We start from the raw sequence: 15,723 nt of genomic DNA on the forward strand, positions 1-15,723 counted from the left end.
GGCCGTACGGCAGAATCTGCATTTCGCATCGCTCATGCCCGTCAACACCTTGTATTCCGGGGGTTACGCGATTTCCTGGGGTGTCAATCCGTGCCGTCTCGACCGCCTGAAAAACTGTCAATGGCACAAATTGTCGCAGAGCTTATTCTTTATTGATTGAACGTTCAATCAAAACAAAATAGACTGGCCTTCGCCGAGTCAGCCGCCTGTCGTCTGCTCGCAGGCCTGAGGAGATAGCAAGATGCCCAAGGTCGGTATGCAACCCATCCGGCGCCAGCAGTTGATCGAAGCCACATTGCAGGCGGTCGATCAGGTCGGACTGGGGGACGCCAGCATTGCGCTGATTGCCCGTTTGGCCGGTGTGTCGAACGGCATCATCAGTCACTACTTTCGGGACAAGAACGGCCTGATCGCAGCGACGATGGGTTACATCATGAGCATGCTCAACGAAGGCGTCAGAGCACGTCGCCAGGCCCTGAAAGACGACAGCCCGCGCGCTCACCTGAAAGTGATCATCGAGGGCAACTTCGATGCCAGCCAGGTAAACGGCCCGGCAATGAAAACCTGGTTGGCCTTCTGGGCTTCCAGCATGCACCAGCCCGATTTGCACAGGTTGCAGCGGATCAACGACCACCGCTTGTATTCCAACCTGTGCTGCCAGTTCCGCCGCGCCCTGCCGCTTTACCATGCGCGTAAGGCAGCCCGCGGCCTGGCAGCCCTGATCGACGGTTTGTGGCTGCGTGGTGCCCTGTCGGGTGATGCATTCGACACCGACCAGGCGATACGGATTGCTTACGAATACATGGATCTACAACTGGCTAAGCAGCACACCCTGGGCACCAACGACCAGGCCGCTGAACAAGCGCGCACGGCACTTGCCAACCCGGCAGGAGCGTGACGCGCAAGCCAAACCACACACTGCACTTGCGAGGACACTATGGCCCGTTTCGGAACGCAAAAACTCTACATTGATGGCGCTTACGTCGACGCTGGCAGCGATGCCACTTTCGAGGCCATCAACCCGGCCACCGGCGAAGTCCTCGCCCACGTGCAACGTGCTACCGAGGCTGACGTCGAGAAGGCCGTGGAAAGCGCCGAGCGTGGCCAGAAAGTCTGGGCTGCGATGACTGCCATGCAGCGTTCGCGCATCCTGCGCCGCGCCGTCGACATCCTGCGCGAGCGCAACGACGAGCTGGCCATGCTGGAAACCTTGGACACCGGCAAGTCGTACTCCGAAACCCGCTACGTCGACATCGTCACCGGTGCCGACGTGCTGGAGTACTACGCAGGCCTGGTACCGGCCATCGAAGGCGAGCAGATCCCGCTGCGCGAATCGTCCTTCGTCTACACCCGCCGCGAGCCGCTGGGCGTAACCGTGGGTATCGGTGCCTGGAACTACCCGATCCAGATCGCCCTGTGGAAATCTGCCCCGGCCCTGGCCGCTGGCAACGCGATGATCTTCAAACCGTCGGAAGTCACCTCGCTGACCACCCTGAAACTGGCCGAGATCTACACCGAAGCCGGCCTGCCAAACGGCGTGTTCAACGTTCTGACCGGCAGCGGCCGCGAAGTCGGCACCTGGCTGACCGAGCACCCGCGCATCGAGAAAGTGTCTTTCACCGGCGGTACCACCACCGGCAAGAAAGTCATGGCCAGCGCCTCCAGCTCTTCGCTGAAGGAAGTGACCATGGAACTGGGCGGCAAGTCGCCTCTGATCATCTGTGCCGACGCCGATCTGGACAAGGCCGCTGACATCGCCATGATGGCCAACTTCTACAGCTCGGGCCAGGTGTGCACCAACGGCACCCGCGTGTTCATCCCGGCTGAAATGAAGGCGGCCTTCGAAGCCAAGATCGCCGAGCGCGTTGCCCGCATCCGCGTTGGCAACCCGGAAGACGAAAACACCAACTTCGGCCCGCTGGTCAGCTTCCAGCACATGGAAAGCGTGCTGGGCTACATCGCCAAAGGCAAGGAAGAAGGTGCCCGCGTGCTGTGCGGCGGCGAGCGTCTGACTGCCGGTGACTTCGCCAAAGGTGCCTTCGTTGCGCCGACAGTGTTCACCGACTGCACCGACGACATGACCATCGTCAAGGAAGAGATCTTCGGCCCGGTGATGAGCATCCTCACCTACGAAACCGAAGAAGAAGTGATCCGCCGTGCCAACGACACCGACTACGGCCTGGCCGCCGGCGTCTGCACCAACGACATCACCCGCGCCCACCGCATCATCCACAAGCTCGAAGCCGGTATCTGCTGGATCAACGCCTGGGGTGAATCGCCGGCCGAAATGCCGGTAGGTGGCTACAAGCAGTCGGGCGTCGGCCGTGAAAACGGCGTCAGCTCGCTGGCTCAATACACTCGCATCAAGTCGGTCCAGGTCGAGCTGGGCGGCTACAACTCGGTTTTCTGAACCCTGTCTAGCCCCGCCCGTGCCACCGCGCACGGGCGTACCCGCTCCCCGATCACCGCCAACACGAGGGTACTTTCATGTCCCAAGAATTCGATTACATCATCGTCGGTGCCGGCTCGGCCGGTAACACCCTGGCGACCCGCCTGACCGAAGACGCCGGCGTCACCGTATTGCTGCTGGAAGCCGGTGGCCCCGACTACCGCTTCGACTTCCGCACCCAGATGCCAGCCGCCCTGGCCTTCCCGCTGCAAGGCCGCCGCTACAACTGGGCCTACGAGACCGACCCGGAGCCGTACATGGACGGCCGCCGCATGGAATGTGGCCGTGGCAAGGGCCTGGGTGGCTCGTCGCTGATCAACGGCATGTGCTACATCCGCGGCAACGCCATGGACTTCGACGGCTGGGCAGAACTGCCAGGCCTGGAAGACTGGACCTACCTCGACTGCCTGCCGTACTTCCGCAAAGCCGAAACCCGTGATATCGGCCCTAACGATTACCACGGCGGTGATGGCCCGGTCAGTGTCGCCACGCCAAAGGCTGGCAACAACCCGCTGTTCCACGCCATGGTTGAAGCAGGTGTGCAAGCCGGTTACCCGCGCACCGAAGACCTCAATGGCTATCAACAGGAAGGCTTCGGCCCGATGGACCGTTCGGTGACCAAGAACGGCCGCCGCTCCAGCACCGCCCGTGGCTACCTGGACCAGGCCAAGAAACGCCCGAACCTGACCATCGTCACCCACGCCCTGAGCGACCGCGTGCTGTTCGACGGCAAGCGCGCCGTAGGCGTGACCTACCTGGTCGGCGACAGCGAAGAACGCGTTGAAGCCCGCGCCCGCAAGGAAGTGATCGTCAGCTCTGGCGCCATCGCTTCGCCGCAGCTGCTGCAGCGCTCCGGCGTCGGCCCGCGCGCCCTGCTGGAAAGCCTCGACATCCCGGTTGTGCACGACCTTCCGGGCGTTGGTGAAAACCTTCAGGACCACCTGGAACTGTACCTGCAGTACGCCTGCACCCAGCCGGTATCGCTGTACCCATCGCTGCTGTGGTGGAACCAGCCGGCCATCGGTGCCGAGTGGCTGTTCAATGGCACCGGCATCGGCGCCAGCAACCAGTTCGAGGCCGGTGGTTTCATTCGTACCCGCCCTGAGTTCAAGTGGCCGAACATCCAGTACCACTTCCTGCCGGTTGCGATTAACTACAACGGCTCCAATGGCGTGAAGGAACATGGCTTCCAGGCGCACATGGGCTCCATGCGCTCGCCTGCCCGTGGCCGCATCCAGGCCAAGTCGAAAGACCCGCGCCAGCACCCGAGCATCCTGTTCAACTACATGTCCACCGAGCAGGACTGGCAGGAATTCCGTGACGGCATTCGCCTGACCCGTGAAATCATGGCCCAGCCGGCGCTGGACCCGTACCGTGGCCGCGAAATCAGCCCGGGCGCCGACGTGCAAACCGACGAGCAGCTGGACAAGTTCATCCGCGAGCACGCCGAAACTGCCTTCCACCCGTCCTGCTCGTGCAAGATGGGCACCGACGACATGGCGGTGGTCGACGGCGAAGGCCGCGTGCACGGCATGAAGGGCCTGCGCGTGGTCGATGCCTCGATCATGCCGCTGATCATCACCGGCAACCTCAACGCCACCACGATCATGATCGCCGAGAAGATTTCGGACAAGATCCGTGGCCGCAAGCCACTGCCGCGCAGCACCGCCAAGTACTACGTGGCGGGCGATGCGCCAGTGAAAGGCAAGCCGATGCGTGAAGTGAAGCAGGGCTGAGGCCTTGATCAGGGGCCGCTCAGCGGCCCCTTTCACGTGCGCTCAGGAGGGCAGCGCAAAGAATGTGCGCATCAACGAATCATCCTCCGTGCCCAGCCGCATCGCCAGTGCCTGGCGATCGAACAGCTTGCCTGTGCGCATATCACGCACTGCCTTGCCGCTTGGCGCCTGCGCCAGCGCCTTCAGGCACACCTCGGTAAAGCGATAATTGTGCCCTTGAACGGCCGTCACCTTTTCCACTTGCAGGTAGCGCCCGGGCATCATCAAAGACTCCGCCTCATCCGGTCGCCTTGAGAAGGGCCCGATAGGCGTCGCCTGCATATCCTCGCCCGGCTCCAACACATAAACCAACGCGTTTTCATCAAAAACATCCCTGCCACTGATTTGAGCCTGCGGGTCGTTGAAAACCTCCCAGAGGGCATAGGGATTTTCCGTGAATGACGTGAAGTCGGTGGTCACCAGCACATCACCCACTTCCATGGCACCCTCACCAACTGCCTGAAAACCCGTGCCCCGCAGGCTGGAGGCAGCCCGATACAGCCTCACTTGATTAGTCACGCCGATTTGCCCAAGTGCGTGAGAAAGCGCATGGCTGCGCTGGATATGCGCGGCGCGCGTGCCCTCTAGCGGCATACCCCGCCACAGGTTGTTGTAACGCTCCGGCGAGCTGGTGTACTCGGCAATGGCGGGCGAGCCAAAGCCGTGCTCATCGCGAAAGACGGGGTAGGGTTCACTGAAGGCATCCAGATACTCGCCATTGGGCCCCAAGGCATCGAGATCAGCCCACGGTACCGCGCCCAACAGAGCTTGCTGGCGGGCCAGCGCCTGATCCGACACCGCCAGCAATTCATCCGCCGCCGGGGCCATGTAAAGCCCCCAGTCGACCTTGGCGGCAGAGGCTTGCGCCTGACCAGCCACCCGCGGGGGGACGTGGCCATCGGTAAACAGCTCGCTGGCTCGCAGCATGGCTATATCAAGCAGGATGAACAGGATATCCGTCAGTACTGACCACCATGCTGCTGTGCGCCAGGCCTGCTTGCCATTGATTGCCCGGTCCAGGTGCAGAGCCAGGCTTGCGGTGCCCAGACCGAGCGATGCCAATATCACTGGCCAGCCAAGCGGCGCCATCGGCGCAATTATAAAACTCGCTGCTTGCAAGCCCGACAGCCAATCGGCCTTGCGCAACTGTGCGTTGGTGGTCAGCCGTTCGTGAGCGTCGCTGGTCAGATCATCCATCACCGCATCACGTAGACGAACGAACAGGTCCCCTTCAATGGACTGCCCCAAGATGGCGGTGTCACCTCGCGACTGAGCGAGCAACTTGAAGTAATTGCGTAGTCGCGGGCGTAGCGACTGCGCCAGTACCCCGTCCCCGACGAACAGCCTGACCAGCCGCTCTCGCCCCACCGTCGTGGCGGCCTGGTCAAGCCATCCACTCCTGAAACGCATGACGATCGTCGAACACCTGCACCACAGCCTGAACATCGGCAAGATAGAGGCACAGCCTGCCAGTCTTCAGCTTGCGCAAGAACATCAGCTTGGCGCTGATACTGCCAATGACAAGCGCGTTCCACCCAGATTGAGCACTCGCTTGCCGGGCGAGTCGCAAGGCTTTTACGGTAGTCGGCAGTGCGGGTGCAGCGAGCGTCACCCCCATTAGCTCCTGGCGCTCATGTTCGCTCAACCCAGATTGGCCCACAGCAGCCATGAAGCGGGCACGGGCCAGCACACAGTAGTCTTCGCCATGCCGTGCTCGAAACGTGCCCAGCGCCTCGGTGTAGCGCCCTGCAAAGTCCAACCGCCAGAACGCCTTCAGTACTTGCTGAGGGTCGAGCCGCACTTCGTTGCGCTCGTCGTAAACTGCGTGGCTGGCATCCACCCGGTAGAAGCCACCGTAAATACTCAACTCGTCAGCACTGGCCTGCTGCTGCGGGCTGAATCGCTGGATAACCAGTTCGGTAAGGCTCAAAGACCGCAGTGGCGGCCCATTGTGACGCCAGCCGGTGAAGCTCAACGAACTGCTGGCCGCCGACTGGAACTCGTGCCAATAGAGCCCGTCCGGATCCACCCAGTACCCCAGTTGGCGGTGAAGCACGTGGCCCGCCGCCTGGCGCGCCAGATTGTGCAAATCAGGAAATTGCCCGAGCAGGCGCTGGGCCACCTGGGCGAGAGAAGTGGTTTCTTTGACATTCATGTCACTTGGCTGCCTGACAGTGGGCGAACCATTACAGCCGCAAGCCGCAGCGACGATGCGGTATCGCTTTACAGCCTGCGTCGGCCTCAGGTTAGAATCGATTGGCACGCGACCTGCTAGCTTTTGCTGGAAAATGCGCTACCACGTCCCTTCCCCGCTGTCTCGGAGTACCTGCCTTTGGATGCAAGCACCATCAACAGCCTGTTCCTGATCGGCGCATTGCTGGTGGGTGCAAGTATCCTGGTCAGCTCGCTATCGTCGCGCCTGGGCATCCCTATTCTGGTCATCATCCTCGCCGTCGGCATGCTCGCCGGTGTCGATGGTGGCGGCATCATCTTCAACAATTACCCAACCGCCTACCTGGTGGGCAACCTGGCACTGGCCGTCATCCTGCTTGACGGTGGCCTGCGTACGCGGGTGGCAAGCTTCCGCGTGGCGCTGTGGCCGGCGCTGTCGCTGGCCACGGTCGGGGTGATGATCACCACCGCCCTCACCGGCCTGATCGCCGCCTGGCTGTTCAACCTGAGCCTGATCCAGGGCCTGCTGATCGGCGCCATCGTCGGCTCCACCGACGCCGCTGCAGTGTTCTCACTGCTTGGCGGCAAAGGCCTGAACGAGCGGGTTTCCGCTACCCTCGAGATCGAGTCGGGCAGCAACGACCCGATGGCGGTGTTCCTCACTGTCACCTTGATCGACATGATCGCCAGCGGCGAGACCGGCCTGCACTGGAGCCTGCTGGGCCACTTGCTGCGTGAGTTCGGTATCGGCGCGCTGCTGGGCCTGGGTGGCGGCTGGCTGATGCTGCAACTGGTCAACCGTATCAATCTGGCCGGCGGCCTGTACCCCATTCTGGTAGTGGCCGGCGGCCTGGTAATGTTCTCGCTGACCAACGCCCTGCATGGTAGCGGCTTCCTCGCCGTCTACCTGTGCGGCCTGGTGCTGGGCAACAAGCCGATCCGTAGCCGCCATGGCATCCTGCATATGCTCGACGGCATGGCCTGGCTGGCCCAGATCGGCATGTTCCTGGTGCTGGGGTTGCTGGTCACGCCGCACGACCTGCTGCCCATCGCCCTGCCGGCACTGGGCCTGGCGCTGTGGATGATCCTGGTGGCGCGGCCACTGTCGGTGGTCGCGGCCCTGCTGCCGTTCAAGGCTTTTCACGGCCGCGAAAAGGGCTTCATTTCGTGGGTCGGCCTGCGCGGCGCGGTACCGATCATTCTGGCGGTGTTCCCGCTGATGGCGGGCCTGCCAGACGCCCAGCTGTTCTTCAACCTGGCGTTCTTCATCGTGCTGGTGTCACTGCTGGTGCAGGGCACCAGCCTGCCGTGGATGGCCAAGCTGCTGAAAGTGACCGTACCGCCAGACCCGGCGCCGATTTCCCGCTCCGCCCTGGAAGTGCACATCACCAGCGAGTGGGAAATGTTCGTCTACCGCCTGGGCGCCGAAAAGTGGTGCATCGGTGCCGCCCTGCGCGAGCTGAAAATGCCCGAAGGCACACGGATTGCCGCGCTGTTCCGTGGCGAGCAACTGCTGCACCCGTCGGGCAGCACCGTGCTGGAAGTGGGCGACATGCTCTGCGTGATCGGCCACGAGCACAACCTGCCGGCCCTCGGCAAATTGTTCAGCCAAGCGCCACAGCGTGGCCTGGACCTGCGTTTCTTCGGCGACTTCGTGCTCGAAGGCGATGCCGAACTGGGTGCGGTGGCAGCGTTGTATGGCCTGAAGCTCGATGGCCTCGACGCGAAAATGCCGCTGGCGCAGTTCATCCGACAGAAGGTCGGAGGCGCTCCAGTAGTAGGGGACCAGGTCGAATGGCATGGCACGATCTGGACCGTGGCAACCATGGACGGGAACAAGATCCAGAAAGTAGGCGTCAGATTCCCCGAAGGAACGCGACCCGGACCAGGATTGTTCCTCTAAACTTCGTTTCAGCCGGATCCACAAGTAGTCTGCCTATGTCCCTGCGCGTGTACCTTCGCACAGCCCTGCTCGGGTTGTGCCTGTCCCTTTCTTTTGCGGCTGGCGCGGCAGAAGTCCCGACCACCGCCAGTATCCAGAACAGCCTCGACAAGATCGCCGAGCGCAAGCTGCCCGAGGCAGACCAGAAGGCGCTGCAGCAGGTGCTCGAACAAACGTTGAGCCTGCTTGCTGCCAAGGAAGACAACGAAAAGAAACTGGCTGCACTGAAGCAGCAGCTGAGCAGTGCCCCCAAGGAGACCAGCGACAGCCAGAAGGAGTTGGCCAAGCTCAAGGAAACCAAGGCACAACCGGTGGCACAGCGCTACGCCAACCTCACCGTGCCACAGCTTGAGCAGATGCTCAGCGAACGCAACACGCAGCAGGGCGAGCTGCAAAAGGCGCTGTCTGAAGCCAACAGCCTGATCATCAACTCGCAAACCCGCCCCGAGCGCGCCCAGGCCGAGATCAGCAGCAGCCAGACCCGCACCCAGCAGATCAACAACATCCTCAAAACCGGCAAGGACGGTGGCAAAGCCATCAATGCCGACCAGCGCAACCAGCTCAACGCCGAGCTGGCCTCGCTCAACGCGCTGACCCTTCTGCGCCGCCAGGAACTGGCCGGCAACAGCCTGCTGCAAGACCTCGGCAATGCGCGTCACGACCTGCTGGTCGAGCGCGCTGCCCGCCTGGAGCAGGAAATCCAGGACCTGCAGACGCTGATCAACGCCAAACGCCTGGCCCAGTCCCAGGAAGCCGTCACCCAGCAGTCGATCGAGGCTCAGAAGGCCGGCGGCAGCAGCCTGCTGGCCACTGAAAGCGCGATCAACCTCAAGCTTTCCGACTACCTGCTCAAGAGCACCGATCGCCTTAACGAACTGACCCAGCAGAACCTGCGCACCAAGCAGCAGCTCGACAGCCTGACCCAGGCCGACCAGGCGCTTGACGAGCAGATCAACGTGCTCAAGGGAAGCCTGCTGCTGTCGAAGATTCTCTATAAACAGAAACAGACACTGCCGCACCTGAAGGTCGACCGCGACCTGGCCGACCAGATCGCCGACACCCGCCTGTACCAGTTCGAAGTCAACCAGCAACGCGAGCAGATGAGCAGCCCGGTCACCTACGTCGACAAGCTGCTGGCGGCGCAACCGCAGGAAGCTGTGACACCGCAGCTGCGCAAGGCCCTGCTGGAAGTGGCCATCACCCGCAGCGACCTGTTGGAGCGGCTGAACCGCGAGCTGTCGGCGCTGCTCAACGAATCGATCACCCTGCAGCTCAACCAGAAGCAGCTGCTGGGCACCGCGCAGAGCCTGCGCACCACCCTCGACGAGCAAATGTTCTGGATCCCCAGCAACAAGCCGCTGGACTGGGACTGGCTGCAATACGTGCCAGAGCGCCTGGCCGACCAGGTCGCCAACCTGCCATGGGGCTCCAGCCTGAAAGAGCTGGCCGATGGCCTGAGCCAGCGCCCGTTGCTGTTCCTGCCGCTGCTGTTGGTGATCGGCGCGCTGTTGTGGCGGCGCAAATACCTTTACCAACGGTTAGGCAAAGTGCACCAGGATATCGGCCACTTCCGCCGTGACAGCCAATGGCACACGCCCCAGGCAATCCTTATCAACATTCTGCTGGCGATGCCGGTCAGCCTTGGTCTGGCGCTGTGCAGCTACGCCTTGCAGATCGACGCCCGCGGGCAAAACGCCAACCTGGGCGCCGCACTCTGGCAGCTGGCCCAGGCCTGGCTGGTGTTCTACACCGCCTACCGTATCCTCGCACCCGGTGGCGTGGCGGAAGTCCACTTCCGCTGGCACAAACCACAGGTCGAGTTCCTGCGCGGCTGGGTTCGCCGCCTGGGCACCGTGGTGCTGGCACTGGTCGGCGTGGTGGCGGTGGCCGAGCACCAACCTTCGGCACTGGCAGACGACGTGTTGGGCATCGGCGTGGTGCTGACCTGCTATGCGCTGATGGCCTGGCTGCTCAGCCGTCTGCTGCTCAGCAGCCCGGCACACCGTGACACCTCGCTGTTCCGCAGGGCGGTGGGGGTAGCATTCACCGCCCTGCCCATCGCCCTGTTCGTCGCCGTGTGCTTCGGCTACTACTACACGGCACTGAAGCTTACCGACCGACTCATCTACACCCTGTACCTGCTGCTGTTCTGGTTGGTGATCGAGGCCGCTTTTGTGCGCGGTCTGTCGGTGGCTGCACGACGCCTGGCCTACCAGCGTGCGTTGACCAAGCGTGCGGCAGCCAAGGAAGGGCTGGATGGCGAAGTCATCACCGAGGAGCCAACGCTGGATATCGAACAGGTCAACCAGCAGTCGCTACGCCTGATCCGCCTGGCCCTGCTCGGCGGCTTCATCGCCGGCCTGTACTGGGTATGGGCCGACCTGATCTCGGTGTTCGCCTACCTCAACAATTTCGTCCTCTACGAATACACCAGCGGCACCGGCGCCGCCGCCAGCATGGTACCGATCAGCCTCGGCGACCTGCTCGGCGCGCTGGTGATCGTCGGCATCACCTTCGCCCTGGCCGGCAACTTGCCGGGCCTGCTGGAGGTACTGGTGCTGTCTCGCCTGAACCTGGCCCAGGGCAGTGCCTACGCCACCACCACGCTGTTGTCGTACACCATCGTCGGCATCGGCATCGTCAGCACCCTGTCGACCCTGGGGGTGAGCTGGGACAAGCTGCAATGGCTGGTGGCCGCGCTGTCAGTAGGGCTTGGCTTCGGCATGCAGGAAATCTTCGCCAACTTCATCTCCGGCATCATGATCCTGTTCGAGCGCCCGGTACGGATTGGCGACACCATCACCATCGGCAACCTGTCGGGCACGGTAAGCAAGATCCGCATCCGTGCCACCACCATCACCGACTTCGACCGCAAGGACATCATCGTCCCCAACAAGACCTTCATCACTGGCCAACTGATCAACTGGTCGCTGACCGATACGGTCACCCGGGTGACGCTGAAGCTGGGCATCGACTATGGCTCAGACCTCGACCTGGTGCGCGACCTGCTGCTCAAGGGCGCGCATGAGAACCCACGCGTGCTCAAGGACCCGGAACCGATCGTGTACTTCCTCAACTTCGGCGAAAGCTCGCTGGACCACGAACTGCGCATGCACGTCCGTGACCTGGGCGACCGCAACCCGACGCTGGACGAGATCAACCGCTACATCAACCGCGAGTTCAAGGCCCACAACATCAAGATCTCGGTACGCCAGGTAGAGGTATTCCTGATGGACGCGAAGGGCGGCAAACAGCAATTGATTCCGATGGAACAGCCGAAATCGGATGGCACTGCTTCGGCCTGAATGGGCTCGAATACTTTATTGTGTGCAAAATGGCTGCGAGGGCTTCGCCCTCGTTCGCGGGTGAACCCGCTCCTACACAGGGACCGCACGGCTTTCAGGCGCTGCATGTTCTTTGTAGGGGCGGGTTCACCCGCGAAGGGCCGCCAAGCGGCCCCATAGGCACCGATTCCAAGGAGCAGTCCCGTGAAAGCCCTCGACCAACTCACCTTCGACAACCGCTTCGCCCGCCTGGGCGATGCGTTCTCCACCCAGGTGCTGCCCGAGCCCATTGCAGACCCGCGCCTGGTGGTAGCGAGCGAGTCGGCCATGGCCTTGCTCGACCTCGACCCCGCCCAGGCCGAGCTGCCGGTGTTCGCCGAACTGTTCAGCGGCCACAAACTGTGGGAAGAGGCCGACCCTCGGGCGATGGTTTATTCCGGCCACCAGTTCGGCTCGTACAACCCGCGTCTGGGCGACGGCCGTGGCCTGCTGCTGGCCGAAGTGCTCAACGACGCAGGCGAACACTGGGACCTGCACCTCAAGGGCGCCGGCCAGACACCCTACTCCCGCATGGGTGACGGCCGCGCCGTACTGCGCTCGTCGATTCGCGAGTTTCTCGCCTCCGAGGCCCTGCACGCCCTGGGTATCGCTACCAGCCGGGCACTGTGCGTAATCGGTTCCAGCACCCCGGTGTGGCGCGAAACCCGTGAAAGCGCGGCCATGCTGACGCGCCTGGCGCAGAGCCATGTGCGTTTCGGTCATTTCGAGTACTTCTACTACACCAAGCAGCCCGAGCAGCAGCGCGTGTTGATCGACCACGTGCTGGAACAGCACTATCCCGAATGCCGTGACGCCGAGCAGCCTTACCTGGCCATGTTCCGCACCATCGTCGAGCGCAATGCCGAACTGATCGCCCGCTGGCAGGCGTATGGCTTCTGCCACGGCGTGATGAACACCGACAACATGTCGATCCTCGGCATCACCTTCGATTTTGGCCCCTACGCGTTCCTGGATGACTTCGACGCCAACTTCATCTGCAACCACTCCGACGATCGAGGCCGCTACAGCTACGCCAACCAGGTGCCCATCGCCCACTGGAACCTCAGCGCGCTGGCCCAGGCACTGACCACCGTGATCGAAGTTGAGCCGCTGAAGGAAGCGTTGGGCCTGTTCCTGCCGCTGTACCAGGCCCATTACCTGGACCTGATGCGCCGGCGCCTGGGGCTGACCACCGCCGAAGATGATGACATGGCGCTGGTCGAGCGCCTGCTGCAGTGCATGCAACGCGGTGGCGTGGACTACAGCCTGTTCTTCCGCAAACTGGGTGAGCAGCCGGTGGCCGAGGCGCTGAAGGTGGCGCGCGATGACTTTATCGACCTGGCCGGCTTCGATGCCTGGGGCGCAGACTACCTGGCCCGCTGTGGGCGTGAGCCCGGCAATGCCGAAGGCCGCCGTGAACGGATGCATGCGGTAAACCCGCTGTACGTGTTGCGCAACTACCTGGCGCAGAAAGCCATCGAAGCGGCCGAGACGGGGGACTACAGTGAAGTTCGACGGCTGCACCAAGTCCTGACCAGGCCGTTCGAGGAACAGCCCGGGATGCAGGCCTACGCCGAGCGACCGCCGGAGTGGGGCAAGCACCTGGAAATCAGCTGCTCTTCCTGATTAGCGCCGAATCCTGAGCGGTTTTACCGGCGAAGCCGGTGCCATGCACCGCGTCGCATTCTTCGCGGGTGAACCCGCTCCTACAGGGAACCGCGATAGACCTACTGGAGATGAAATGACCGACCCACTGGTAATCCCCTGCCCCCACTGCAACGGCCTCAACCGCCTGCCCGCCGACCGCCTGGGCGATGCGCCGAAATGCGGTCGCTGCAAACAGGACGTGCTGTTGAGCACCCCTTTCGAGCTCACCGAAGCCAGCTATGCCAGCCAGATCAAAGGCGACCTGCCGCTGCTGGTCGACATCTGGGCCGACTGGTGCGGCCCGTGCAAGTCATTTGCCCCCACCTTCGAAGAGGCCGCCCGGAAGCTTGCTGGCCGCTGCCGCCTGGCCAAGCTCGACAGCGAAGCCAACCGTAACCTCGCAGGGCAACTGGGCATACGCTCGATCCCCAGCCTGCTGCTGTTCAAGAACGGCCGCGAAGTCAGCCGCCAGGCCGGGGCGTTTCCACTCCAGTCCCTGCTGGAGTGGCTGCGTAACCACGGGGTTTAAGCATTCTCCTCAAGCAGCGAATGCAACTCGACAAACTGCAGAGTCAGCTTGTGCCGCGGCTCCAGGTGAATCAGCGGCAGGCTGGCGTGGTGCGATTCGCGCATTTTCACCGAGCTGCCCAAGTACACCGGCAGCACCGGTAACCCTTCGGCCAGCAGTTCGTCGAGCATCTGCTGTGGCAGGCTGGCACGTGACTGGAACTGGTTGACCACGATGCCTTCGACCACCAGGTCTTCGTTGTGGTCTTCCTTGAGGTCTTCGATCTCGGCCAGCAGGCCATACAGGGCCTGGCGCGAAAAGCTGTCGCAGTCGAAGGGGATCAGCACGCGATCGGCAGCGATCAGCGCAGAAACCGCATAGAAATTAAGCGCCGGCGGGGTATCGATGTAGATACGCTCGTAATCCTCGTCCAGCTCGTCGAGCAACTTGCGCAGCTTGTTGATCTTGTGTTTTGCCTCCAGCTTTGGCTGCAGGTCGGCCAGCTCGGCAGTGGCGGTGACCACATGCAGATTGTCGAATGGGGTTTCGTAGATATCGACCTTGTTCTTCTTGCTGAACGGCCCGCTGGAAAGGCTTTGCTTGAAGAAGTCGGCGATGCCCATGGGGATGTCCTCGCCGGTCAGGCCGGTGAGGTATTGGGTCGAGTTCGCCTGGGCATCCAGGTCGATCAACAAGGTCCGGTAGCCTTCATTGGCACTGACCGCCGCCAGGTTGCAGGCAATGCTCGACTTGCCCACGCCACCTTTCTGATTGAACACCACGCGCCGCATGATTGACCTCCGTGTATCAACGAATGCCCGAGTATGTGGCGGCAGTGGGGCAATGACCAGTGCCATTTGACCAGCATCACGCCTGACCGACCACCTGCCCTGTCAACAACTCGGCAAATGCCTTGGCCATCACCGAATGGCCGCGCTCACGCTGCACCAGCCACACCGCCGACATCGCCTCTTCATCGAGCAAGGTGCGGTACACCACCCCTTCTATACGCATGCGCTGGAACGACGCCGGCAGCACCGACACCCCCAGCCCCGCCGAGACCAGGCCGATGATGGTCATCGCTTCCCCTGCCTCTTGCGCAAAATGGGGGCTGAAACCCGCATGCCGCGCCAGGCTCAGCAATTGTGCATGCAAGCCGCTGCCATAACTGCGCGGGAAGAACACGAAGGGCTCAGGGGCCAACGCCGCCATGTAGACGCCTTGCTCAGTGCCCTCGGCCAGCGGATGCGAGGCATTGATCACCGCCACCAACGGTTCTCGGAACAACTCGGTGGCCACCAACCCTTCCGGCAGCGGCATCGGCCGCATCAACCCCACCTCGATGGACTCGTCGAATACCCCTTCGGCAACATCACGGCTGCTCATTTCCTTGAGGTTCAGGTGCACCGCCGGAAAGCGCTGACGGAAGGCGTGAATGGCCTTGGGGATTTTCGAGGTGAACGGGGCCGAGGAGGTGAAACCGATTTTCATCTCCCCCAGCTCGCCCAACTGCGCACGCCGGGCGACATCCGCGGCCTTCTCCACCTGCGCCAATACCTGGCGCGCTTCCTCGAGGAACAATCGCCCGGCCTCGCTCAGTTCGACACGACGGTTGGTCCGGTCGAACAGCCGGGCCCCCAACTCCTGCTCCAGGGCCTGGATCTGCTGACTCAAGGGCGGCTGGGAAATACCCAGCTGCTGGGCGGCGCGGCCAAAGTGCAGCTCTTCGGCCACAGCAATGAAGTAACGCAGATGACGCAGTTCCATGATCCGCTCCAAACAAGTCGCCAAACATCTCAAATAGGTCGAACAATATATTGGATCTAATCGTTAGCCAGCTATATGCTTTTTTCATTGCGCCAGAGGTACCCGCCCGTGAAAACTGCAGTAGCCCCCCTCCTCCTTGA

Annotated in this window: 9 protein-coding genes and 1 pseudogene; 7 read left to right on the forward strand and 3 right to left on the reverse strand. The window is 62.4% G+C overall.

From position 1 onward, the window contains the following. The first annotated feature begins 241 nt into the window (after nt 1–241). From betI to betA, 3 genes are all read left to right on the forward strand, one after another. Nucleotides 242–898, forward strand: a complete 657-nt coding sequence (gene betI, locus ACZ889_RS02280; protein WP_003249185.1) for a transcriptional regulator BetI — start codon at nt 242–244, stop codon at nt 896–898. A gap of 39 nt (nt 899–937) precedes the next feature. Next, complete coding sequence (betB, locus tag ACZ889_RS02285; protein ID WP_003249182.1) at nt 938–2,410, forward strand: betaine-aldehyde dehydrogenase; 1,473 nt, start codon at nt 938–940, stop codon at nt 2,408–2,410. A 77-nt stretch (nt 2,411–2,487) separates the two neighbouring features. Further along, nucleotides 2,488–4,185, forward strand: coding sequence for a choline dehydrogenase (gene betA, locus ACZ889_RS02290; protein WP_003249179.1), 1,698 nt, complete (start codon nt 2,488–2,490; stop codon nt 4,183–4,185). A gap of 42 nt (nt 4,186–4,227) precedes the next feature. On the opposite strand, the pseudogene ACZ889_RS02295 reads toward betA, so the two are convergent. Next, nucleotides 4,228–6,379, reverse strand: a pseudogene (locus tag ACZ889_RS02295) (dermonecrotic toxin domain-containing protein). Between the two features lie 177 nt (nt 6,380–6,556). Here ACZ889_RS02295 and ACZ889_RS02300 point away from each other — a divergent pair. From ACZ889_RS02300 to trxC, 4 genes are all read left to right on the forward strand, one after another. Next, entirely contained in the window at nt 6,557–8,299 is a 1,743-nt protein-coding gene (locus tag ACZ889_RS02300) for a potassium/proton antiporter (protein ID WP_064491019.1), read from the forward strand. A gap of 35 nt (nt 8,300–8,334) precedes the next feature. Next, nucleotides 8,335–11,643, forward strand: a complete 3,309-nt coding sequence (gene mscK / locus ACZ889_RS02305; RefSeq protein WP_180689139.1) for a mechanosensitive channel MscK — start codon at nt 8,335–8,337, stop codon at nt 11,641–11,643. Between the two features lie 183 nt (nt 11,644–11,826). Then, on the forward strand, nt 11,827–13,287 hold the full coding sequence (gene selO, locus ACZ889_RS02310) for a protein adenylyltransferase SelO (RefSeq protein ID WP_476257152.1): 1,461 nt from the start codon (nt 11,827–11,829) through the stop codon (nt 13,285–13,287). Between the two features lie 115 nt (nt 13,288–13,402). After that, nucleotides 13,403–13,837, forward strand: a complete 435-nt coding sequence (gene trxC / locus ACZ889_RS02315) for a thioredoxin TrxC (RefSeq protein WP_047603601.1) — start codon at nt 13,403–13,405, stop codon at nt 13,835–13,837. On the opposite strand, the gene ACZ889_RS02320 is transcribed toward trxC, so the two are convergent. Beyond that, nucleotides 13,834–14,607 (reverse strand): ParA family protein, encoded by a 774-nt coding sequence (locus ACZ889_RS02320; RefSeq protein ID WP_003249168.1) that lies wholly within the window; start codon nt 14,605–14,607, stop codon nt 13,834–13,836. The two genes, trxC and ACZ889_RS02320, sit on opposite strands and share 4 nt — an antisense overlap. Nucleotides 14,608–14,683: 76 nt before the next feature. Further along, a complete protein-coding gene (locus tag ACZ889_RS02325) occupies nt 14,684–15,583 on the reverse strand; it encodes a LysR family transcriptional regulator (protein WP_003249165.1) in 900 nt (299 codons plus the stop codon). Between the last annotated feature and the right edge of the window lie 140 nt (nt 15,584–15,723).

The organism is Pseudomonas sp. TE3895, from assembly GCF_056278855.1.

Excerpts from the sequence above, each read along its gene's own strand:
- betB (WP_003249182.1), top strand. The coding sequence starts at position 938 with ATGGCCCGTTTCGGAACGCAAAAACTCTACATTGATGGCGCTTACGTC.
- betA (WP_003249179.1), top strand. The coding sequence starts at position 2,488 with ATGTCCCAAGAATTCGATTACATCATCGTCGGTGCCGGCTCGGCCGGT.
- betI (WP_003249185.1), top strand. The coding sequence starts at position 242 with ATGCCCAAGGTCGGTATGCAACCCATCCGGCGCCAGCAGTTGATCGAA.
- ACZ889_RS02325 (WP_003249165.1), bottom strand. The coding sequence starts at position 15,583 with ATGGAACTGCGTCATCTGCGTTACTTCATTGCTGTGGCCGAAGAGCTG.
- ACZ889_RS02320 (WP_003249168.1), bottom strand. The coding sequence starts at position 14,607 with ATGCGGCGCGTGGTGTTCAATCAGAAAGGTGGCGTGGGCAAGTCGAGC.
- mscK (WP_180689139.1), top strand. The coding sequence starts at position 8,335 with ATGTCCCTGCGCGTGTACCTTCGCACAGCCCTGCTCGGGTTGTGCCTG.
- trxC (WP_047603601.1), top strand. The coding sequence starts at position 13,403 with ATGACCGACCCACTGGTAATCCCCTGCCCCCACTGCAACGGCCTCAAC.